We start from the raw sequence: 20,936 nt of genomic DNA on the forward strand, positions 1-20,936 counted from the left end.
AGGTCTCCATCGCCCATGCCCCTCACCCCCACCCTCTCCCCAGAGGGGCGAGGGCGCAAGAGAATGCCTCATGGACTTTGAACTGACCGAAGAACAGCGCGCCTTCGCGCAAACCGCCCGCGACTTCGCGCGCGCAGAATTTGCCCCCCACGCGGCGCAATGGGATGCCGAGGCCATCTTCCCCAGGGAGGCGATTGCCAAGGCCGGCGAACTCGGCTTCTGTGGACTCTACGCGCCGGAGAGCATCGAAGGCCTCGCATTGCCGCGCCTCGATGCCACGCTGGTGTTCGAGGAAATGGCCGCCATCGACCCGTCGACCACCGCCTTCATCACGATCCACAACATGGCGACCTGGATGCTCGGCACCTGGGGCACCGAGGCCGTGCGCCAACGCTGGGGTGCCGACCTGACCAGCGGCCGCAAGCTGGCCTCGTATTGCCTCACCGAGCCGGGTGCTGGGTCCGATGCAGGTTCGCTGAAGACGCGTGCCGACGCGAAGGATGGCGGCTACGTCATCAACGGCGGCAAGGCCTTCATCTCCGGCGCCGGCTCGACCGACGTGCTGGTGCTCATGGCGCGCTCCGGTGGCGGCGGCGCGGGCGGCATCTCGGCCTTTGCCGTGCCAGCAGACGCGCCCGGCGTGAGCTACGGCAAGAAGGAGCACAAGATGGGCTGGAACAGCCAGCCCACGCGCACCATCAGCTTCGACAACGTGCACGTGCCCGCCGACCATCTGCTCGGCGGCGAGGGCGAGGGCTTCCGCATCGCGATGAAGGGGCTGGACGGTGGCCGCATCAACATCGCGACCTGCTCGGTGGGCGCAGCGCAAGGCGCACTCGATGCGGCGCGGCGCTACCTCAACGAACGCCAGCAGTTCGGCAAGCCGATCGCCAGTTTCCAGGCGCTGCAATTCAAGCTGGCCGACATGGCCACCGAACTCGTCGCCGCGCGCCAGATGGTGCGCCTGGCCGCATCGAAGCTCGACGCCGGCCATGCCGATGCGAGCACCTATTGCGCGATGGCCAAGCGCTTCGCCACCGACGCCGGCTTCAACGTCTGCAACGACGCGCTGCAATTGCACGGCGGCTACGGCTACCTCAGCGAGTTCCCGCTGGAGCGCCTGGTGCGCGACGCCCGCGTGCACCAGATCCTCGAAGGCACCAACGAGATCATGCGCGTGATCGTTGCGCGCAAGCTGCTGGAGGGGGATGCGGATATCCGTTGAGAAAGAATCCGGACATCCACATTCCCAGAAACTGAAAAAGACATGACCGACCCCGTCGTCCTCTTCCACGAAATCAACACCGCCAGCGGCCAGCGCTTTGGCGTGGCCACGCTGAACTCGCCAGCTTCGCTCAACGCGCTGGCCGTGGAGATGGTCGCGCTGCTCACGCCCAAGCTGCGCGAATGGGCAGCCGACAGCGGCATCGTCGGCGTGCTGCTGCAGGCGGCCGGCGAGAAGTCCTTCTGCGCGGGCGGCGACCTGCGAAAGCTCTACCAGACGCTGCTCGAAGTCGGGCCGGCCCGCAATGAGTACGCCGAGCGCTACTTCGCGCAGGAGTACGAGCTCGACCACCTGATCCACACCTTTCCCAAGCCCTTCCTCTGCTGGGCGCATGGCATCGTGATGGGCGGCGGCATCGGGCTCATGGCGGGCGCCTCGCATCGCGTGGTCACGGCGCAGAGCCGGCTGGCGATGCCGGAAATCAACATCGGCCTGTACCCCGATGTCGGCGGCAGCTGGTTCCTGCGCCGCATGCCGGGCCGGGTCGGCTTGTTCCTGGCGCTCACGGGCGTCAACTTCAACGCGAGCGACGCGATCTTCTGCGGCCTGGCCGATTTGTTCGTGCCGCACGAGCGCAAGCAGCAGGTGCTCGATGCCATCTCGGCGGGCACCTGGACCGGCAATGCCAAGGCCGATCGCGCCGCGCTCTCGTGCATCCTGCTGCAGGCCGGGGAGGGCGCGGACGCGCCGCCGTCGAAGGTGCGCGAGCATTTCGATGAGATCAACAAGCTGATGGCCGGCGACGACCTGCTCGACATCGCGAAGCGACTGCGCGCCTTGCAGAGCGACGACAAGTGGATGCAGACCGCGGCCGAGACTTTCACGAGGGGCGCGCCCAGCACCGCCGCGCTCAGCTTCGAACTGTGGCAGCGCGTGCACCGCATGTCGCTCGCCGAGGTGTTCCGTCTCGAATACTGGGCGTCGCTCGGCTGCTGCGCCAACAAGGACTTCGCCGAAGGCATCCGCGCCCTGCTGGTCGACAAGGACCGCAACCCCAAGTGGACGCCGGCCAGCATCGAAGAGATCACGCCCGCCTTCATCGATGACCACCTGCGCGAGCGTGGCGCCATGGCACCGGAACTGGCAGGACTGGTTTGAGATAAACAACGCTTGGAGACACCCAAATGAAGATCGCATTCATCGGACTTGGCAACATGGGCGGCCCGATGGCCCTGAATCTGCGCAAGGCGGGGCACGTGCTCAGCGCCTTCGACCTGTCCGCCGACGCCTGCAAGAAGTTCGCGACCGAGGGCTTGCCCATCGTCGCATCGGCAGCCGACGCGGTCGCGGGAGCCGAGGTGGTCATCAGCATGCTGCCGGCCAGCGCGCATGTCGAAGGGCTCTACCTCGGCGGTGAAGGCAAGCCGGGCCTGCTCGAACACATCGCCCCCGGCACGCTGGTCATCGACAGCAGCACCATTGCCGCGGCCACCTCGCGCAAGGTCGCCGATGCGGCCGGCAAGCGCGGCATCGCGGTCATCGACGCGCCGGTGTCGGGCGGCACCGGCGGCGCCATCGCGGGCACGCTGACCTTCATGGTCGGCGGCAGCGCGCAAGACCTGGAACGCGCCCGGCCTGTGCTGGAAAAGATGGGCGCCAACATCTTCCACGCGGGAGACGCCGGCGCCGGCCAGACGGCCAAGATCTGCAACAACATGCTGCTCGGCATCCTGATGATCGGCACCTCGGAAGCGCTGGCCCTCGGCGTGGCCAACGGCCTGGACCCCAAGGTGCTGTCCGAGATCATGCGTCGCAGCTCCGGCGGCAACTGGGCGCTGGAGAAGTACAACCCGATGCCCGGTGTGATGGAGACCTCGCCCGCGTCGAAGAACTATGCCGGCGGCTTCGGCACCGACCTGATGCTGAAGGACCTGGGGCTGTCGCAGGAGAACGCTACGGCCGTGCGTGCCGCCACGCCATTGGGCGGCATGGCGCGCAACCTCTACGCGGCGCACAGCCTCGCCGGCCATGGCGCGCTGGACTTTTCCAGCGTCATCAAGCTGGTGCAGAAGGCAGGCTGATGGGCATGGCGGCGGCCGGCCGCCTGCCGCTTCGACGTCGGCACTGGGCGCGGCAGCGGCCTTGAACATCCGTGTGAAAGCCCCGACGAATTGCTCGTCGAAGTGGTGGAAAAACGTGCATAGTTCCGCATCCGCAAATTTGGAGTGCCGCCATGCAAACCAGCACTTGTGAGATAGCCGACCGCATCTACCGCATCTCGACCTGCGTGCCCGACGCGGCGCCCGGCGGCTTTACCTTCAACCAGTTCCTCATCGACGCCGACGAGCCGCTGCTCTTTCATACCGGCTTGCGGCAGATGTTCCCCCTCGTCTCCGAGGCCGTCGGGCGCATCGTGCCGTTGTCGCGCCTGCGCTGGATCACCTTTGGCCATGTCGAGGCCGACGAATGCGGCGCGATGAACGAGTTCCTTGCCGCAGCGCCGCAGGCCGAGGTGGCGCATGGCGCGACCGGCTGCATGGTGTCGCTGGACGACCTGTGCAACCGGCCGCCGCGCAAGCTGGCCGATGGCGAGGCGTGGGACCTGGGCGGCAAGCGCGTGCGCCACATCGACACGCCGCACGTTCCGCACAACTGGGAGGCGCGGGTGCTGTTCGAGGAAAGCACCGGCACGCTGTTCTGTGGCGACCTTTTCACGCACACCGGCAACGGACCGGCCCTTGTCGAAAGCGACATCGTCGGCCCGGCGATGGCGGCGGAAGCGTTGTTCCATGCCACCTCGCTTTCACCGGCGACGGCGCCTACGATCCGGACCCTCGCGAAACTCGAACCGCAGGCGCTGGCACTGATGCACGGGTCATCCAGGCGCTCGCGCTGCGGTGAGGCCTTGATGCAACTGGCCGACGCGTACGAGGCCATGGCCCGCGCGCATTGAGCCGCTCGCAGCCGCGGCGCCGCGCGCGCCTCAGCCGGCCGGCTGCATGACCGGCGCGCCGCCTTGGCGCACGCGCGGGAACGACAGCGCGATGGCGACCGCACCCAGCCCGACGACGAGCGAGCCGCTGTACATCCAGGCGTAGCTGCCGGTCTTGTCGTAGAGCCAGCCGCCCACCATCGGACCCAATGCCATGCCCAGGCTCGACACCATCGTCGCGGCGCCGAGCACGGTGCCAAGGATGCGCACGCCGAAGTAGTTGCGTGCCAGCACCGCATACAGCGGCATCACGCCGCCATAGGCCATGCCGAAGACGATGGCCACCGCATAGAAGCCGCCCAATTGATTGACCAGCATGTAGCTCGCGGCCGCAAGGGCCTGGATGACCAGGCCCGCGATGAGCACGCGCTTGGCGCCCACCCGGTCGGCCAGCACGCCGAAGAGCAGTCGCCCGCCGAGTCCCGCCGCACCTTCCATGCTGTAGATAGTCACTGCGGCAAAGGTCGGGAGTCCGCAGCCGATCGCATAGCTGACCGTGTGGAAGATCGGACCGGAGTGTGTCGCGCAGCAGGCGAAGTACGTCGCTGCCAGCACGAGGAACGCGCGCGACCGGAGCGCTTGCCCGACCGGAACCGGCTGCATGCCGGCAGCACTGGCCACATGGTCATCGGCTGTGCGCGGCGCGGCACGAATGAAGCAGACCGCAGGCAACAGCACGACCCACGCGCCGATGCCGATGATCAATTGCGAGGTGCGCCAGTCATGGTGCGTCACCAGCCATGCAGCCAGCGGCGCGATGGTCATCGGCGCCACGCCCATGCCGGCCGACACAAGCGACACGGCCAGGCTGCGATGCCGGTCGAACCAGGATGCCGTGTTCGCCATGATCGGCGCAAAGAAGCTGCCCGCTGCGATGCCTGTCATCACGCCGAAGGTGAGCTGGAACCCGATCAGCGAGGTCGCGCGGCTGGCCAGCACGGCAGACAACCCGAGCAACACCGTGCCTGCCGCGACCACCACGCGCGGGCCGTACCGGTCGCTGAGTGCGCCCCATCCGAACCCGGCGACACCCATGCTCAGGAAGGCCAGCGTCATCGCGGTGGAAATGCCACCGCGCGACCACCCCGTGTCGGCGCTCATCGGCTCCAGGAAGACGGCCAGCGAGAACAGCACGCCGAGCGCGACGCAGGTCATCAATGCACCGGCGGCCACGATGGACCAGTTGCGGTCGATCCCGGCTGCGGAATGGCGCGTGGTATCCATGGTCGACCTCACTTCGCCGAACGGCCGTCGTAGTGCTGGACCGGGATGGCCTTCAGGTCGATGCCGTCGATGCAGCGTGCATTGATGGCCGCCATCCTGTTGCCATCGGGCGTCGTGGCTTCGCCGTAGGTGTGGATGCCGCAATGCGGGCAGAAGTGGTGCTTGATCGCGTGCGTGTGGAATTGGTAGACACTGCTGTCCGACTCGGGCGAGTGCAGGTGCAGGGCGTCGCGCGGGACGAACCACAACAGCGCGCCCTTGCGCTGGCAGATCGAGCAATTGCACTCGGTGACGGAGGCGATGTCGCCCTCGGCCTCGAACTTGTTGCGTCCGCAGTGGCAGCTTCCGTGATGGGTCATGTCAGGCCTCTCGCGTTCGAGCCCGGATCGGGCTTTTCAATGGTGAACCATTTGGTTGAGTATTGAGGCACGCGAGGGCGTTTGTCAAGTGAGCCTGCAGCGCCGCCGGCCGTGACGCTCGCCGCATTCGGCATCGCGCTGCCCGTGTTCTGGACCGTGCCGACCGCGAATGCTGGGCGGCGTCGCCACGGCACGTGGGCATTGCGCGGAAGCGAGCGTTGCTCGGCGCGCAACCGGTGCGCGCCTGATCACATTCGCGCCTACCTGTTGCGGAAGACGATCTCCTTCATCCGCGCCAGCTTGGGCGTGACGATCGGCACGGTGAGCATCGTGCTGCCCACGGCCATCAGCAGCAGGGCGGTGAAGGCGGCGTTGGTGATCAGCGCCTTGTCGAGCAGCACGTTGGCAAAGACGATCATGATCAGCGCCTTGGTCTGCAGCATCCAGCCGATCAGCGAGCCCTCGCCGGGCTGCCACTGAAGGATGCGGCCGGCGATGTGCGTGCCGATCAGCTTGCCGCTCACGGCCGCCGCCAGCAGCACCGCCGCCGCGATGAAGACGGCCACGCCGCCGGCCTCGAAGTTGGTGCGCAGCCCGGTGCTCAGGAAGTACACCGGCATCACCACCATCAGCAGCTTGTGGCGCAGCGAGTCCATGTCGGCCTGGTCGAACCAGTGCGAATCCATCACCGCGCCGGCGATGAAGGCGCCCACCATGTAGTGCAGGCCGCACCAGTCGGCGCCGAGCCCGCAGGCGGCCAGCCAGATGATGCCGACGTACCAGCGGTCCGGCTCCGGGATGCGCACCATCAACCAACGGATCGCCGCGCTGGCCACGCCGAACAGCGCGAGGAACGCCACCTGCCGGCCCACGCGCTCCCAGTCCAGCAGGATGAACGCGAGCACGCCCCAGATCAGGATGTCGTCCAGGCTCGCATAGCGCAGGATGCGCTGTCCGATCGGCTGGCGGAAGATGCGCAGCTTCTCCATGAGCAGGATCAGGATCGGCAAAGAGGTGACGGCACACGACATGCCGATGCCCAGCACGAACTGCCAGGTCACGGCCTGCGCGCCGACCCAGCCCGGATACATCGCCATGCCGATCCCCGCCACCCCGCCGAACACCAGCGGCACGCCCAGTGCCAGTCCTGCCGTGATGCTGCTTTCACGCCGGTGCGTCCAGGCCTCGCGCAGGTCCAGCTCGATGCCGGCGATCCACACGAACAGCATCACGCCCCATTGCGCGATGGCGCTGAGCGACTGGATCACCGGCTCGCTGAAGACGAAATGGTAGTAGTCCGGATAGTGGGCGCCGAGCACGCCTGGCCCGAGCAGCACACCCGTGATGATCTGCACGATCACCAGCGGCGCGAAGTACTCGGTGCGCCCCAGCCGCCAGATCAGGTAGGGGCCGGTGAAGATGATCAGCATCGCGATCAGGAAGATTTCGGAGGTACTCATTGGCAAGGGGCAAAGGGGAAGCGGGGTCGCGAAGCGCGCCGCAGTTTGCCACGGCAAAATGGGGGCATGCCCAACTACTGGTTGATGAAGTCCGAACCCGAGGAATGCTCGATCGACGACGCGCTGGCCGCGCCCGACGCCACCGTGCCGTGGACCGGCGTGCGCAGCTACCAGGCCCGCAACTTCATGCGCGATGACATGAAGGTCGGCGACGGCGTGCTGTTCTATCACTCGAGCTGTCCCGAGCCGGGCATCTACGGCGTGGCGCGCGTGGCCTCGGGCACACGGCCCGATCCGACGCAGTTCGATGCGAAGTCGCCGTACTACGACGCCAAGTCGAAGCTCGAGGACCCGCGCTGGCTGCTGCTGGACGTGCAGGCCGTGCGCAAGACGCGCGTGCTGGCCTTGCCGGAGATGCGCGATACGCCTGCGTTGGCCGACATGCTGGTCTTGCGCAAGGGCAACCGGCTGTCGATCACGCCGGTCGAGGCGGCGCACTGGCATTTGATCGTCGACAAGATGCTGAAGTGATGGGGGACATCCGGCAGGTCGGCGTTGCTGATGCGCCGGCCGTGGCGGCCGTGTTGCAGGAAGCCGCGCAGTGGCTGGTGGATGGCGGCAGGACGCTGTGGACGGCGGCGCATGTCAGCGACGAGCGTGTGCTGCGCGATGTGGAGGCGGGGCTGTTCTTTGCCGATCGCCGCGAGGGTGAGATCGTCGGCGTCAACAAGTTCGAATTGGAAGACCTGTACTTCTGGCCCGAAATCGAGCGTGGCACTTCGGCCTTCGTGCACAAGCTTGCGGTGCGCAGGCAATGGGCGGGGCAGGGCGTTTCAAGCGGGTTGCTCGCTTTCGCCAAGGCGCGTGCGGAAAGCTTGGGGCTGCCTTGGCTGCGCCTGGATTGCCGGGCGGATCGCGGATCGCTGCGTGCGCTGTATGAAGGCTTCGGCTTCGGATTGCACAGCGTCATCCACAAGGGCTCGGTGGCTTTTGCCCGGTACGAGCTTCGCACCGGCGCGCAGGGGCCCGATCAAGGCTTCGGCGCACCCTCGCCGAACAGCTGAACGATCGTGCGCCGCAGCCACGCATTGCCCGGGTCCGCATGAAAGCGCTCGTGCCAGTGCTGCTTGACGGCATAGGCCGGCAGCGCGATCGGCGGCTCGACCATCTTCACCGGTTCCTGCGTCGCCAGGATCTGCCCGAGGATGCGCGGCACGACGACGATCAGTTCGGTCTGCGCCACGATACGTGCCACGCCGAGGAAGCTCGACAGCCGCACTGCGATACGCCGCTCGATGCCGTGCCTCGCGATGGTCTTGTCGACGATCGCATGGCCGGTGCCTGAGGATGAAATCACCGCATGCGCCTCTGCGGCGAAGGCCTTCTTGGTGAGCTTGCTGCCGATGCGCGGATGGTCCTTCGCCACCAGGCAGACGAAGTTCTGGCGGAACAGCACCTGCTGGTAGAAGCCGGCCTCCAGTTGCGGCATGAAGCCGACGGCCAGGTCGACCTCGCCATCCTCCAGTCGGCGACCGCTGGCGGTCGAGACGATCTCGGTCTCGATCTGCACGCCGGGTGCCTCGCGTTGCACATGGTTCAGGAGCCGCGGCAACAGCACCACTTCGCTGATGTCGGTGAGGCAGATGCGGAAGTGCCGCTGCGCCTGCTTCGGCTCGAACACGGCCTGGCTGCCCCGCGCCATGGCGAGCTGCGCCAGCGCCTCACGGAGCGCTGGGTAGATCTTCTGCGCATGCGGCGTGGGCTGCATGCCCTGCGCGGTGCGCGCGAACAACTTGTCGTCGAAATGCGCACGCAGCTTGTTGAGCGCGGTGCTCGCCGCCGCCTGCGCGATGCCGAGCCGATCGGACGCCTTCGACACGCTGGCGGTCTTGTAGACCTCGTCGAACACGGCCAGCCATTCCAGGTCGAGCTTTGCCATCGCAGTCTCCATTATTGAAAAACGCAATTCGAAGTATCCGCCAGTGTGCTTGATGGAATAGTGGCAAGGGCGAACAATCCGCTCCATGAACACCGCCGTCGCCACCCGCCAAGCCCCACCTGCCCGCGCCCCCGGCCGCCAGGACTTCTACGACCGCATCAAGCCCATGAGCCTCACCCCGCTGTGGGAAACGCTGCACGCGCTGGTGCCCCGCGAGCCCCAGACGCCCTGCGTGCCGGCGATCTGGCGCTACGACGAGATCCGGCCCTTCCTCATGGAGTCGGCCGAACTCATCACGGCCGAGGAAGCCGTGCGCCGCGTGCTGGTGCTGGAGAACCCGGCCATCCCCGGCCGCTCGTCGATCACGCAGTCGCTCTACGCCGGCCTGCAACTCATCATGCCGGGCGAGATTGCGCCTTCGCATCGCCATGTGCAATCGGCGCTGCGTTTCATCGTCGATGGCAAGGGCGCCTACACGACCGTGGGCGGCGAGCGCACCACGATGTACCCCGGCGACTTCATCATCACGCCGTCCTGGGCCTGGCATGACCATGGCAACGAAGGCATCGGCGGCAGCAGCGAGCCGGTGGTGTGGCTCGACGGCCTGGACATCCCGATGGTCCGCTTCTTCGATGCCGGCTTTGCCGAGAACGACGATGCGAAGGCGCAGAAGGTGGCCGTGTCCGAAGGCAATAGCCTGGCGCGCTTTGGTCACAACATGGTGCCGGTGAAGCACGACCACCGGTCGCCTACCTCGCCGATCTTCAACTATCCCTATGCACGCAGCCGCGAGGCGCTGGCCACGTTGCAGCGCCAGGAAGCGCCCGACGCCTGGCAGGGCCACAAGCTGCGCTACATCAACCCGCTGACCGGCGGCTCGCCGATGCCCACCATCGGGACCTTCCTGCAACTGTTGCCCAAGGGCTTCGCCGGCAAGACGCATCGGCAGACCGATGGCGCGGTCTACAGCGTGGTCGAGGGGCGCGGCACGGCCGAGATCGGCGGCCAGCGATTTGCCTTCGGTCCACGAGACACCTTCGTCGTGCCCTCGTGGGCGCCGCTCAAGCTGTCGGCCGACGATGAGGTCGTACTGTTCAGCTTCTCGGACCGTCCGGTGCAGCAGGCCATCGGCATCCTGCGCGAAGCCTTCCTCGACGAAGCCTGAATCCCCTTTTTCTTTCAATCATTCGCCGCCCCTGACGCGGCAGGAGACACCATGTCCTACGTCATCACGCCGCCGTCCGTCGTCGGCCTCCCGGTCGAGGGTTCGACCGACCTGTTCCCGGTGCGCCGCGTCTACTGCGTCGGCCGCAACTATGCGGCGCATGCCCGCGAGATGGGCTTCGACCCGGACCGCGAACCGCCGTTCTTCTTCTGCAAGCCCAATGACGATGCGTCCGTGGTGCCAGTGAATGCGGGCACCACGGCCACGCTGCCATATCCGGGCCAGACGGCCAACTACCACTACGAGGCCGAACTCGTCGTGCTGATCGGCAAGGGCGGCAGCGACATCCCGGTCGCGCAGGCGGCCAGCCACATCTACGGCTATGCGGTCGGCCTCGACATGACGCGGCGCGACCTGCAGATGAAGATGCGCGAGCAAGGGCGCCCCTGGGAAATCGGCAAGGCCTTCGACCATTCCGCGCCCATCGGCCCGGTGCGACCCATTGCCAAGATGGGCGAGTACAACGCCGGCGCCATCACGCTGGAAGTGGACGGCGCCACGCGCCAGAAGAGCGACATCCGCAACCTGATCTGGTCGGTGAGCGAGATCATCGCGAACCTCTCGACCTTGTTCGCGCTGCAACCCGGCGACGTGATCTTCACCGGCACGCCCGAAGGTGTCGGCGCGGTGAAGCCGGGCGAGACCATCACCGTGCGCATCGACGGCTTTGCACCGTTGTCCGTGCGGATCGCTTGAGGAGACACGCCATGACGAAACCTGAACGTGCCTCGGTCCTGCTGGTCGGTGGCGGCATCGGCGGCCTGGCCACCGCGCTGTCGCTGGCGCGCCTCGGACTGCGCGTCGAGTTGCTGGAACAAAGTTCCTCCATCGGCGAAATCGGCGCCGGCCTGCAACTTGGCCCAAACGCCTTCGCGGCGCTCGACGCGCTGGGCGTGGGCGACGAGGTGCGGCGCAAGGCGGTCTTCACCGATCGGCTGGTGATGATGGATGCGGTCGATGCGACAGAAGTCGCCTCGGTGCCCGTCGGCGAAAGCTTTCGCAAACGCTTCAGCAATCCCTATGCGGTGAGCCATCGCGCCGACCTGCACGGTGCGATCTTCGATGCGGTTCGTAGCGATCCGCGCATCCGCTTCCACACCGGCGCCGCGGTCGCCGATGTCGACATCCGCGACGACGGCGTGATCGTGACCACGAAGGACGGCCGCCGCTTCAATGCCGACGCCGTGGTGGGCTGCGACGGCGTGAAGTCGGTGGTGCGGGCCAAGCTGGTCGGCGACGAGGCGCGCGTCTCGGGCCATGTGGTCTACCGCGCTGTCGTGCCCGCCGCCGACATGCCGCCGGAGTTGCGCCTGAACGCACCCGTGGTGTGGGCCGGCCCCGACTGCCACCTGGTGCACTACCCGCTGCGCGCGGGCGAGCAATACAACCTGGTCGTGACCTTCCACAGCCGCGACAAGGAAGAGTGGGGCGTCACCGAAGGCAGCAAGGAGGAGGTGCTGTCGTACTTCCAGGGCATCCACGCGACGCCACGCCAGTTGCTCGACCGCCCGACCTCCTGGAAGCGCTGGAGCACCGCAGATCGCGAGCCGGTGATGGACTGGGGCAAGGGTGCGGCCACCCTGATCGGCGATGCGGCGCATCCGATGATGCAGTACCTGGCGCAGGGCGCGTGCATGGCGCTGGAGGATGCGGTCACGTTGGGCGAGGCCATTCGCGCATGCCGTTCGCGCGATGGTGTCGATGACCTGCCGCGTGCCTTCCGCCTCTACGAATCCGCCCGCGTGGCACGCACGGCCCGTGTCGTGCTGTCGGTGCGCGAGATGGGCCGGCTCTATCACGCCAAGGGCGTGGAGCGCCTGGTGCGCAACAGCCTGTGGCCGGGCCGCTCGGAGCAGCGTTTTCACGATGCAGTCGAATGGCTCTATGGCTGGCGCCCCGAACACTGCCTCGATGCCGCCCCGGCACGACCCGCCCCGCAAGAATTCCATTTCCAACGAGAGACAGAAGAGACATCATGAACGCACGCTTCGCCTTGGCCGCCATCGCCGCCGCCATCATCAGTGCCCCGGTGCTGGCCCAGTCCACCGACTACCCGACTAAGCCCGTCACCATCGTCACGCCCTTTGCCGCCGGCAGCGGCCCCGACGCGGTGCTGCGCCTCATCTCCGACAAGCTCGCCAAGCTCTGGAACCAGCGCGTGGTGATCGACAACAAGCCCGGCGGCGCCGGCTTCATCGCCATCGAACAGGCGACCCGCGCCGCACCCGATGGCTACACGCTGCTGCAACTCGACAGCGAGCACCTGGCCGCGTTGCCGCACCTCTACAAGTCGCGCAACTTCAAGCCGCTGCAGACCTTCGACCCGGTGGCCTCGCTGTTCCGCACGCCCTTCTTCGTCGCGGTGCCGACCGATTCGAAGTGGAAGTCGATGAGCGACATGATCAACGAGGCGAAGGCGAAGCCCGATGCGCTGAGCTACGGCTCCTGGGGCATCGGTAGCCCGGGTCACCTGGGCGCGCAGCAACTCGAGGCGATGGCGGGCGGCCTGCGCATGCAGCATGTGCCGTACAAGGAGGTGTCTCAGTTGTATGCCAGCGTCGGCGCCGGCGACATCGCCTGGGCCTTCGCGAGCATCCCGTCGAGCGCGGGCATCTACAAGGCCGGCAAGCTGCGCTACATCGCAGTCGCTGCACCCAAGCGCGTGCCGCAGATGCCCGATGTGCCGACCATCGGCGAGGCCGGCGGTCCGAAGGGGCTGGAGGTCAATTCCTTCGTCTCGCTGGTTGCACCCAAGGGCGTGCCCGCGGCCATCAAGGCGAAGATCAACGCCGACATGGGCAAGGTGATCGCCGACCCCGAGATCCGCGCCCGCTTCGACACCTTCGCCTTCGAGCCGCTGGCCTGGTCGCCGGAGGAGATTGCGCGGAACGTGGAGGCGAAGTCGAAGGTGTATGGGGAACTGGTGGTGCGGGGGAATATCAGCCTGGATTGAGGCAAGTGCAGCCAGGCAGCCTCTGCGTGGCCAATGGCGCAGAGTGCTCGTGCATCGAGTCTCGGGTCACGGCCGCCAACCGCGATGGCGGGTACGCCGAGCGACCGGCATTTCTCCTATTGCTCCGGAAGGCCCGCGGCACGCATGCCCGCGACCAGGCGGTTGCGGGCGGCCAGGAAGCTGTCGGAGCCCGACGGGTTGTTCGCGATGTAGCGTGCGACCGAGGTGTGGGGCACGAGCCGCAAATGCTCTGCCATGTTCTTCTGCGCTTCGGCCGTGCGGCCGTGCAGTGCATCGATCGCGGCCATCGTACCGAAGGCTATCCCGAAGGTCGGCCGCTCCGCCAACGCGCGTTGCGAAAGTGCGTAGGCCTCGTCGTCATTCCCCTGCACGAACGCCCCCACCGCCGCCAGGCTCCAAGCCGAGGCGGTGACACGCGGGTCGCGGTGGCCGATGCGCAGCGCATTGTCGATGTGCGAACGGGCTTCGTCGGCGCGCCCGACGGAGAGCAGGACCCACGCATAGCGCACGTGTGCATTGGCATTGGAGGGCGCGATGAGCACGGCCTTTTCATAGAAGGGCAGGGCCAGGCGGGGCTGACCCCGGAACACCAACACGTTGGCCCAGTTGATGAGCGCGGCACTGTTGTTCGGCGCGATGCCAATGGCCCGCGCCGACACGCGTTCAGATTCGCCCACGTCCGCCGGGTTGGGCTCGCCGGAGTTGCCGAAGCGCTGTGACATGAGCGCGGCGCCCAGGCCGGTGAGCGCGGTCACGGAGTCGGGGTCGGCACGCAGCGCTTGCTCGAACCGGGCCCGGCCCCGGCTCACATCCTCCGCCGTCTGGCGTCGGTCTATGTCGTCCCATCCCGACACTGCGAGATCGGCCGGGTCGAAGCGATAGTCCGGTACGCTCACGCGCGCCCGGTGCAATTCGGCAAAGCGCAGGCGCAGGCCGCTCGTGGCCCGCCGCGCCGCGTCCAGGTTCATGCCGGGATCGTTCGCGTCGGGGTAGTCGTAGTGATCGGCCCAGACCACGGCGCCGTCCGCAACCGACTTGACTTGCAGGTCGATCGCGACACCGGCGCCGCGCGCGACGAAGCTGCCGCTCATTGCGTAGCGCGCGCCAGCAGGCGTTGCCGAACGCGTCACCTGCGAGTTCTGCCGCTGTGCAAGCTCGGCGGCTACCGCTTCGACGAGGCCGTCGCGGACCAACTTGGGCGCGGGCGTCCTGCCCAGGTCCTGGAATGGCGTCACGACGATGGAATAGCGCCTCGCGAGCTCGTCATCGATACGGTATGGCGCCGTTGTCGGCTGCAGATAGATCGCCCCCCCTACCGCAGTCAACACACTCAGTACCAGGGCCAGCGCGAGGCCATGCCATGGACGCCGCAAGGGCACGGACCACTTGCTGGACGCGATGGATTCCACTCGACTGAAGAGGTCAACCGGTTTACCTGGCGTGACTGGCGATGCATGTGCCGCAGGGGCGATGGGTGCGACTGGCGAGGGCGCCGCAATCGCCCCTTCCAATGTCGCGCCAGGCGCCACGGGCCATACATCCGCCTCTAACATGTAGCCACGCCGCGGATGGGTCGTGATAAGCAACGCACCGTCCTTGCCCATCCGGCTGCGCAATTCGCCCACGCATTGCACCACCGAGTCGTCCGTGACCACCACGTCGGCCCACAGGTTGTCCAGCAACTCGGACTTGCCGATCAAGCGTTGAGGGTGCGCCAGAAAGTAACGCAACAGTGCACTTGGCTTGGGGCTCAGCGGAATGACGGTGTCGCCGCGCCGCAACTGGTCGCGCGCGAAATCGAACTCGAAGCCGGCAAAGCGCACCATTGCCGGCGTACTGCCAGCACCGCCCATCGCGCGCGGAAGGGCAGCCGCCGACGCGGGGCGCTCGTGAACCGCGGATAGCTCGTCGTTCATGGACCATCCTCCGACCTTGTGCGCCCAGGGCGGGGCGTGCGGTTGAACAAGCGGATTCTGTCCCCGTTTTCCGCGTCGCGAAAGGACTCCTTCGGACGCTTCTCGGCGATTGATCGCCCTTTCATCGGCGCGCGCTCGTCGGCCTTCCGGGGTCGCCTCCTATCCTGAGACGTGGCGAAGGTCCGCCAGTCCCGGAGGTAGAAACATGAACAGAAGGCTCTGGATGCTCGCCGCGGCCGGCGGGCTCGGTTTCCTGGTCTCCCTGATGGCCGCATGCGGGGGCGGCGGTGGTGGCGGCCTGAGCGGATTGGGCGTCGCGGCACCCATGGATGCAAAGGCAGTGCAGGTCACGGTCGGCAAGCCGAACGCCGTGACTTACTGGAATGCAGTGGGCACCGATGTCGTCGCAGCACCGGCCGACGCCTCGGGCTCGCCGGCGGAGATGCGGCCGAGCGATTCGGTCGACCTTGCCGTCATGCACCTTGCCATCTACAACGCGCTGGTCTCCATCGCCGGGCAGTACCAGCCCTTCGGCGTTGTCCTGGCTGACGCGACGGGCAGCGGGGCATCGCAGCAGGCGGCTGTGGGGGCGGCGGCCTATGGCGTGCTGAAGGGCATGTATCCCCACCGCACGGCGCAATACCAAGGCGCCTACGACAGCTTCGTGGCATCGATTCCGGATGACAGCAGCAAATCCCTGGGTCTGGCCATCGGCAAGGACTCGGCACAAGCGATCCTCGCCTTGCGTGGCGACGATGGGCGTTCCGTGGAACTGGCGCCCTACGTGCCGGGCACTGCGCCGGGCCAGTTTCGCGGGATGAATCCCGTCAATCGATTCGCGCCGTTCATCAAGCCTTTCACCTTGGCGGCCGCCTCGCAGTTTCGCGCGCCCGCCCCACCGGCGCTCGACAGCGAACTCTACGCCAGGGATTTAAATGAAACGCGCGCGATGGGCGGCGCCGTCAGCAGCACGCGCACCGACGCCCAATTGGAGATTGCGAAGTTCTACACCGAAGCACCACCGCGCTACTGGAACCGGAATCTGCGGCGATTCGCCATGTCCGATGCGAGCCTGCTCGAGCAGGCTCGCCTGATGGCAATGTTCCTCGTCGTCGAGGCCGATACGGGAATCGCCTGTTTCGATTCGAAGTACTACTACCAGTCCTGGCGCCCGCAAAGCGCGATACCGCTGGCCGACACGGACGGCAACTCGTCCACGACAGCCGACCCGGCATGGAAGCCGGTCGTGCCGACGCCCAACCACCCGGAGTATCCGGCAGCGCATGGGTGCGTGACGGCGGCAGTGGCGGAGACCATCAAGACTTACTACGGCACCGACCAGGTCGCGTTCACGCTCGACAGCACCGTGACAGGCACCACCCACAGTTTCAAGACGACTGAGGCGATGGCCGCAGAAGTGATCGACGGGCGCGTCTTCGGTGGCATGCATTTCCGCAACTCGGTCGAGCGCGGTGAAGACATCGGGAGGCAAGTTGCACAGTGGGTGCTCAAGCGAAATTTCCTGGCCCGTGAGAAGCCATGACGGCCCACCCGGCACCCGTGTTCTCACAACGTCCCGCGCGATTCCAGCACCGCTTTCAACCTGCGCACCTCCTGCTGCAGATCCAGGATCAACGCAGCCGCATCCAGCCCCACCCCAAAGTCCCGCTCCAGCCGCCGCGCAGCCAGCGCGCGATGAAGGTCCCCGCTGCCAAAGCGCCATTGCGCAGGCGGCGCGTCCTGCTGTTCGATGCGTGCCCGCACGATGCCCACTTCGACGAGCTGCACCACCCAGGCCACATCAGCCCCGCAGGCATGCGCCAGTTCGCCGACGGCCAGCGGTTGCGCGGAACTGACCACCGTGGTGGTCGCGATGACGGATCGAGTCGCCATGATCAGACTCCCAGATGGCGGCGTGGGTTGAAGGATGTGGCCGCTTTCGCAAGCGCCTCGTAGGCGGCGCGGGCGGCGTCGTTGTCGGCGGGCGGCAGCGCGATTTCCAGCAGCAGGTACAGGTCGCCCGGCGTCTTGCCCGGCAGGCCGCGGCCCTTGAGGCGCAGCTTCATGCCGTTGCGCGCGTTCGGCGGCACGGTCACTTCGACCACGCCGCCGGTCGGCGTCGGCACCTCGACCTTGGCGCCGAGCGCGGCTTCACTCGGCGTCACGGGGAGCGTCATGTAGAGGTCGCGCTCCTCGATGCGGTAGTGCGCATGCGGCGCGATGCGCACCTCCAAGTACAGGTCGCCGGCCGGTTCGCCGCCGTGGCCGGGCATGCCCTGGCCCGCGAGGCGGATGAACTGGCCGGGCCGCACGCCGGGCGGGATCTTCACGCTGAGCGTGCGGTTCTCCCACTGCGGCATGCCTTGCGCGTCGATGGTCTGCGCGCGCAGCGTGATCTCGCGCTCGGCGCCGTTGAGCGCGTCTTCCAGCGCGATCTCGATGGCGGCGTGATGGTCTTCGCCGCGCATGCGCATGTTCTGCCGCGTCGCACCGCGGCGCTCGCCTGCGCCGAAGATGGACGAGAAGAACTCGCTGAAGTCGGCATGGTCGGCCGGGCCCGCGTGGGGGCCGCGATGGAACTCGTAGCCGGTGTCCCAGCCCGGCGGCGGCTGGAAGTCGCCCTCGGGCGACCCGCCGCGTGCCACGCGGTCGGCCAGGGCGTCGTAGGCGGCGCGCTTTTCCTTGTCGCGCAGCACGTCGTTGGCCTCGTTGACGTCGCGCATCTTCACCTCGGCGTCGGCTTCCTTGCTGACGTCGGGGTGGTACTTGCGGGCCAGCTTGCGGTAGGCCTTGCGGATGTCGTCTTCGGTGGCGCCGCGCTCGACGCCGAGGGTCTTGTAGTAGTCCTTGAATTCCATGGTGATGGGGAATTGAAAGCGGAGCTATGCGATGGCGGACTCCGCATCGCCCTTGGCTTGCAGCGCCCTGATCGACCAGATGGTGCCGGTGCGCTCGAATCGCAATGGTTGCGCGTTGCCGAGGATGCTCAGGTCGATGGTCACCCCGAGCAGCGCGGCCAGCACGAACAAGCTGCCGCCGTGCGCCACGACCAGCACGGGCGCCGGCTGGGCCAGCGCGGTGGCCAGTGCGATGCGCTTGCGGTCGACGAACTGCTTGAGCGTCTCGCCGCCCTCGGGTTCGCAGGCCCAGTCGATGTTGGCCGAGGACGTGCCGATCAGCGCGCCGAAGTGCCGCTCGCGCAAGCCGGCCTCGGCAGCCGGCACGAGCCCGTGCGGCACTGCCACGGTCTGCGCCGTGACGTGGGCGCGGGGCGCGTCGCTGCAGACGATGCTGCGGATGGTCTCGCCGGCCAGCACGCTCGCAGCCTGCGCGGCCTGTGCCAGCCCGAGTTCGCTCAGGGGCTCGTCGGCGGCCTGGAAGATGCGCAGTGCGTTGCGCCCGGTCTGGCCGTGTCGCAGGAAATAGAAGTGGTCGCAGGCCGGTGCGATGGGCTCGGCGGCGGCCAGTTGAACCAGCAGGTCGAGCCCGGCAGGATGGAAGTGGGCGGGGGTGACGAGGGACGCTTGGCTTGTGGTGCTCATGAAGTCTTGTGGGAGGCTGTATTGCCGAGTAGTTTCATTGCCGCTGGCCGGGCCAGCAGGCGCTTGATGTAGGCGTCGATCTTGTGGCTGCCCGATTGGCCACCGAACAGTTTCTGCCAGATGAAGACGGAGCCGATCATCACGTCGGCGGCGCTGAACTGGGCGCCCAGCAGCCAGGGGCCAAAGCCCAGTTCGTGTTCCACGACGTGTACGGCTTCCCGGAAGTCGGTCCACTCACGCGCGGCGGTGGGCGTGACCTTCATGAAGGCGTCGCTCACCGCGGGTTCGAGTTGCGAGGCCGAATAGGCCATCAGCGACAGGTAGCGGCCTCGGTCGTCGGCGCCCACCGGCGGCGCCAGGCGCTTCTGCGGAAAGCGCTCGGCCAGGTACATGCAGATCGCGGCGCATTCGTAGATCCGGGTGTGTCCATCGACCAGCACCGGCAGCTTGCCGGCCGGGTTGATCTGAAGGAAGGCAGGTTGCCTGTGCTCGCGCTTGCTGAAGTCGATGTTCACCAACGCGTAGTCGATGCCGCATTCGTCGAGCATCCACTTGGCGGTGACGGCCCGGCTGTGCGGGTTGTAGTAGAGCTGCATGGTTGTCTCCTGCGCTTCTATCAAGGTGGGCCGTTCGCTCCCCCGGCCCCGGGACTCAGAACTTGGGAATGCGAAGCGTCTTGCTGATCATCAACGTGCCCGACAGCGCGAACAGCAACGCGATCGGGTGCAGCATCCAGGGGCCGAGCGTCCATGCGCCGCCCCAGAGCGTGGCGCCGATATTGCCCTTCCACGCGGCATATGCCAACACCCCGACGAGCACCACGCTGGTCGGGATGGGGGTGCCCTCGAAATACTTGACCTTGTCGGCGCCTTCGGAGAGTGCCTCGGCGGTGACGTTGTAGCGTGCGAGCCGGCTCACGCCGCAGCAGACGAAATAGATCAGGATGGCGGCATCCCAGCCGCCATTGGCGCCGGCGGCAAAGGCCAGTGAAGCAGGCATCACGCCGAAGGAGATCACGTCGGCCAGCGAGTCGAGTTCGCGGCCCAGCGCCGAATGCGTCTGGCGCCAGCGCGCGATGCGGCCGTCGAACACGTCGAAGATGAAAGCCGCGGGCGCCAGTGCCGCGGCCCACATGAACAGCGACAGGTCACCCTTGGCGGCGTAGGCCATGGCGAGGAACACGCCGCCGACGCCACAGGCCGCGTTGCCGAGCGTGAAGGCGTCGGCCAGGTGAAAGCCTCGGATCATCGAGAAGTGCTTGCGGGGCCGCGTGGCGGGGCTGGGCAGGGGCATGGGTGACCTCCGGGGGAACTGACGCACCTTAACGCAAGCTGGCCGCCGCGGCATCGTGCGCTTCGGCCAATTGGGCGAAGCGGCCCAGCAGTTGCGCGGCGGATGGCGTGGGCTGGACCTTGTCGCGTAGTGCGTCGGGATCGGCGCCTTCGGCGCGCAGGTCGTCGGCCAGCGCATCCACGTAGCCGCGCATGGCGGCGGCGTCGAATTCGGGATGGAATTGCACGCCCCAGGCGCGCTCGCCAAAGCGGAAGGCCTGGTGGGGTTCGAAGGCATTGCCCGCGAGGCGCACCGCGCCGGGTGGCAGTCGCAAGGCGCTCTGGCGATGCACGACGTTGGCCGGGAACTCGCGCGGCATGTCGTGGAACAGCGGATCGTCGGCGGACGCGTCGGTGAGGGACACGGTCACCGTGCCGATCTCCAGGCCGCCGGGATGGTCGTCGGCCTCGCCGCCGAGCGAATGGGCCAGCAACTGGTGGCCGTAGCAGATGCCGAGCACGGGCTTGCCCTGGTGCACCACGTCGGCCAGCCATGTGGCTGTCGCCTCGCTCCAGTCCTCACGGTGCGACACCATCGAATGCGACCCGGACAGCACCACGGCCGAGAGTTGCGCGGGTCCGGGCAGCGTATCGCCGCGGCGCGGGTCGAGCACCACCACCGGCAGGCGCGTGTCGCCGAGGCCCTCGGCAATCCAGTGCTCGAAGTCGCCGCGGTCGTTGCGCAGGTCATCGAAGGTGTCGCCTGTCTTGACGATGACGAGCGGGTGGGGGAGAGCGTCTTCCATGCC

The 20,936-nt window shown here is 67.2% G+C and carries 22 protein-coding genes; 11 read left to right on the top strand and 11 right to left on the bottom strand.

All coding sequences use genetic code 11. The annotated features are described in order from the left end of the window. Positions 1-70 precede the first annotated feature (70 nt). From WKW79_RS19765 to WKW79_RS19780, 4 genes are all read left to right on the top strand, one after another. The gene (locus WKW79_RS19765) at positions 71-1,225 is read left to right on the top strand and encodes an acyl-CoA dehydrogenase family protein (RefSeq protein ID WP_340336894.1); all 1,155 of its coding nucleotides are present in this window, start codon (positions 71-73) and stop codon (positions 1,223-1,225) included. A 42-nt stretch (positions 1,226-1,267) separates the two neighbouring features. Further along, entirely contained in the window at positions 1,268-2,383 is a 1,116-nt protein-coding gene (locus WKW79_RS19770; RefSeq protein WP_340336895.1) for an enoyl-CoA hydratase/isomerase family protein, read from the top strand. Positions 2,384-2,409: 26 nt separating this feature from the next. Beyond that, positions 2,410-3,306: a 3-hydroxyisobutyrate dehydrogenase gene (gene mmsB / locus WKW79_RS19775; RefSeq protein WP_340336896.1), complete on the top strand. Its 897-nt coding sequence runs from the start codon at positions 2,410-2,412 to the stop codon at positions 3,304-3,306. 152 nt (positions 3,307-3,458) lie between these two features. After that, positions 3,459-4,178, top strand: coding sequence for an oxygen-binding di-iron domain-containing protein (locus tag WKW79_RS19780; protein WP_340336897.1), 720 nt, complete (start codon positions 3,459-3,461; stop codon positions 4,176-4,178). A 30-nt stretch (positions 4,179-4,208) separates the two neighbouring features. Here WKW79_RS19780 and WKW79_RS19785 read toward each other — a convergent pair whose 3' ends face one another. The 3 genes from WKW79_RS19785 to WKW79_RS19795 form a co-directional block, all read right to left on the bottom strand. Then, positions 4,209-5,441: an MFS transporter gene (locus tag WKW79_RS19785; RefSeq protein WP_340336898.1), complete on the bottom strand. Its 1,233-nt coding sequence runs from the start codon at positions 5,439-5,441 to the stop codon at positions 4,209-4,211. Positions 5,442-5,449: 8 nt separating this feature from the next. Further along, complete coding sequence (locus tag WKW79_RS19790) at positions 5,450-5,800, bottom strand: GFA family protein (RefSeq protein WP_340336899.1); 351 nt, start codon at positions 5,798-5,800, stop codon at positions 5,450-5,452. 260 nt (positions 5,801-6,060) lie between these two features. Next, complete coding sequence (locus tag WKW79_RS19795; protein ID WP_340336900.1) at positions 6,061-7,260, bottom strand: cation:proton antiporter; 1,200 nt, start codon at positions 7,258-7,260, stop codon at positions 6,061-6,063. A 66-nt stretch (positions 7,261-7,326) separates the two neighbouring features. Here WKW79_RS19795 and WKW79_RS19800 point away from each other — a divergent pair, with 66 nt between their 5' ends. After that, positions 7,327-7,791, top strand: coding sequence for an EVE domain-containing protein (locus WKW79_RS19800; RefSeq protein ID WP_340336901.1), 465 nt, complete (start codon positions 7,327-7,329; stop codon positions 7,789-7,791). After that, positions 7,791-8,324 carry a GNAT family N-acetyltransferase gene (locus WKW79_RS19805; protein WP_340337048.1) on the top strand — a complete coding sequence of 178 codons (534 nt, stop codon included), beginning with the start codon at positions 7,791-7,793 and terminating at the stop codon, positions 8,322-8,324. The genes WKW79_RS19800 and WKW79_RS19805 overlap by 1 nt, the downstream gene beginning before the upstream one ends. On the opposite strand, the gene WKW79_RS19810 is transcribed toward WKW79_RS19805, so the two are convergent. Continuing rightward, on the bottom strand, positions 8,291-9,199 hold the full coding sequence (locus WKW79_RS19810) for a LysR family transcriptional regulator (RefSeq protein ID WP_340336902.1): 909 nt from the start codon (positions 9,197-9,199) through the stop codon (positions 8,291-8,293). The genes WKW79_RS19805 and WKW79_RS19810 overlap by 34 nt on opposite strands. An 85-nt stretch (positions 9,200-9,284) precedes the next feature. Between WKW79_RS19810 and gtdA the strand changes: the two genes are divergently transcribed. Genes gtdA through WKW79_RS19830 form a run of 4 tightly spaced genes read left to right on the top strand, consistent with a single transcriptional unit; the run spans position 9,285 to position 13,377 of the window. Then, positions 9,285-10,364: a gentisate 1,2-dioxygenase gene (gene gtdA / locus WKW79_RS19815; RefSeq protein ID WP_340336903.1), complete on the top strand. Its 1,080-nt coding sequence runs from the start codon at positions 9,285-9,287 to the stop codon at positions 10,362-10,364. A 51-nt stretch (positions 10,365-10,415) separates the two neighbouring features. Then, a complete protein-coding gene (locus WKW79_RS19820; RefSeq protein WP_340336904.1) occupies positions 10,416-11,120 on the top strand; it encodes a fumarylacetoacetate hydrolase family protein in 705 nt (234 codons plus the stop codon). 11 nt (positions 11,121-11,131) lie between these two features. Further along, on the top strand, positions 11,132-12,403 hold the full coding sequence (locus WKW79_RS19825; protein ID WP_340336905.1) for a 3-hydroxybenzoate 6-monooxygenase: 1,272 nt from the start codon (positions 11,132-11,134) through the stop codon (positions 12,401-12,403). Next, complete coding sequence (locus WKW79_RS19830; protein WP_340336906.1) at positions 12,400-13,377, top strand: Bug family tripartite tricarboxylate transporter substrate binding protein; 978 nt, start codon at positions 12,400-12,402, stop codon at positions 13,375-13,377. The genes WKW79_RS19825 and WKW79_RS19830 overlap by 4 nt, the downstream gene beginning before the upstream one ends. Positions 13,378-13,493: 116 nt before the next feature. Here WKW79_RS19830 and WKW79_RS19835 read toward each other — a convergent pair whose 3' ends face one another. Beyond that, entirely contained in the window at positions 13,494-15,314 is a 1,821-nt protein-coding gene (locus tag WKW79_RS19835; protein WP_340336907.1) for a winged helix-turn-helix domain-containing tetratricopeptide repeat protein, read from the bottom strand. 205 nt (positions 15,315-15,519) lie between these two features. Here WKW79_RS19835 and WKW79_RS19840 point away from each other — a divergent pair, with 205 nt between their 5' ends. After that, positions 15,520-16,857 (top strand): vanadium-dependent haloperoxidase, encoded by a 1,338-nt coding sequence (locus WKW79_RS19840; protein ID WP_340336908.1) that lies wholly within the window; start codon positions 15,520-15,522, stop codon positions 16,855-16,857. A gap of 23 nt (positions 16,858-16,880) precedes the next feature. Here WKW79_RS19840 and WKW79_RS19845 read toward each other — a convergent pair whose 3' ends face one another. From WKW79_RS19845 to WKW79_RS19870, 6 genes are read right to left on the bottom strand one after another with little or no spacing between them, the layout of a single operon-like run. Further along, positions 16,881-17,207, bottom strand: coding sequence for a chaperone modulator CbpM (locus WKW79_RS19845; protein ID WP_340336909.1), 327 nt, complete (start codon positions 17,205-17,207; stop codon positions 16,881-16,883). 2 nt (positions 17,208-17,209) lie between these two features. Continuing rightward, positions 17,210-18,172 carry a DnaJ C-terminal domain-containing protein gene (locus WKW79_RS19850; protein WP_340336910.1) on the bottom strand — a complete coding sequence of 321 codons (963 nt, stop codon included), beginning with the start codon at positions 18,170-18,172 and terminating at the stop codon, positions 17,210-17,212. A 24-nt stretch (positions 18,173-18,196) separates the two neighbouring features. After that, complete coding sequence (locus WKW79_RS19855; protein WP_340336911.1) at positions 18,197-18,856, bottom strand: histidine phosphatase family protein; 660 nt, start codon at positions 18,854-18,856, stop codon at positions 18,197-18,199. Next, positions 18,853-19,452 (bottom strand): glutathione S-transferase family protein, encoded by a 600-nt coding sequence (locus WKW79_RS19860; protein ID WP_340336912.1) that lies wholly within the window; start codon positions 19,450-19,452, stop codon positions 18,853-18,855. The genes WKW79_RS19855 and WKW79_RS19860 overlap by 4 nt, the downstream gene beginning before the upstream one ends. Before the next feature lie 55 nt (positions 19,453-19,507). Then, positions 19,508-20,149 carry a CDP-alcohol phosphatidyltransferase family protein gene (locus WKW79_RS19865; RefSeq protein WP_340336913.1) on the bottom strand — a complete coding sequence of 214 codons (642 nt, stop codon included), beginning with the start codon at positions 20,147-20,149 and terminating at the stop codon, positions 19,508-19,510. 28 nt (positions 20,150-20,177) lie between these two features. Next, positions 20,178-20,933 carry a glutamine amidotransferase gene (locus WKW79_RS19870; RefSeq protein ID WP_340336914.1) on the bottom strand — a complete coding sequence of 252 codons (756 nt, stop codon included), beginning with the start codon at positions 20,931-20,933 and terminating at the stop codon, positions 20,178-20,180. Positions 20,934-20,936 lie beyond the last annotated feature (3 nt).

Source organism: Variovorax robiniae, from assembly GCF_037889955.1.
GTDB classification, from domain to species: domain Bacteria; phylum Pseudomonadota; class Gammaproteobacteria; order Burkholderiales; family Burkholderiaceae_C; genus Variovorax; species Variovorax robiniae.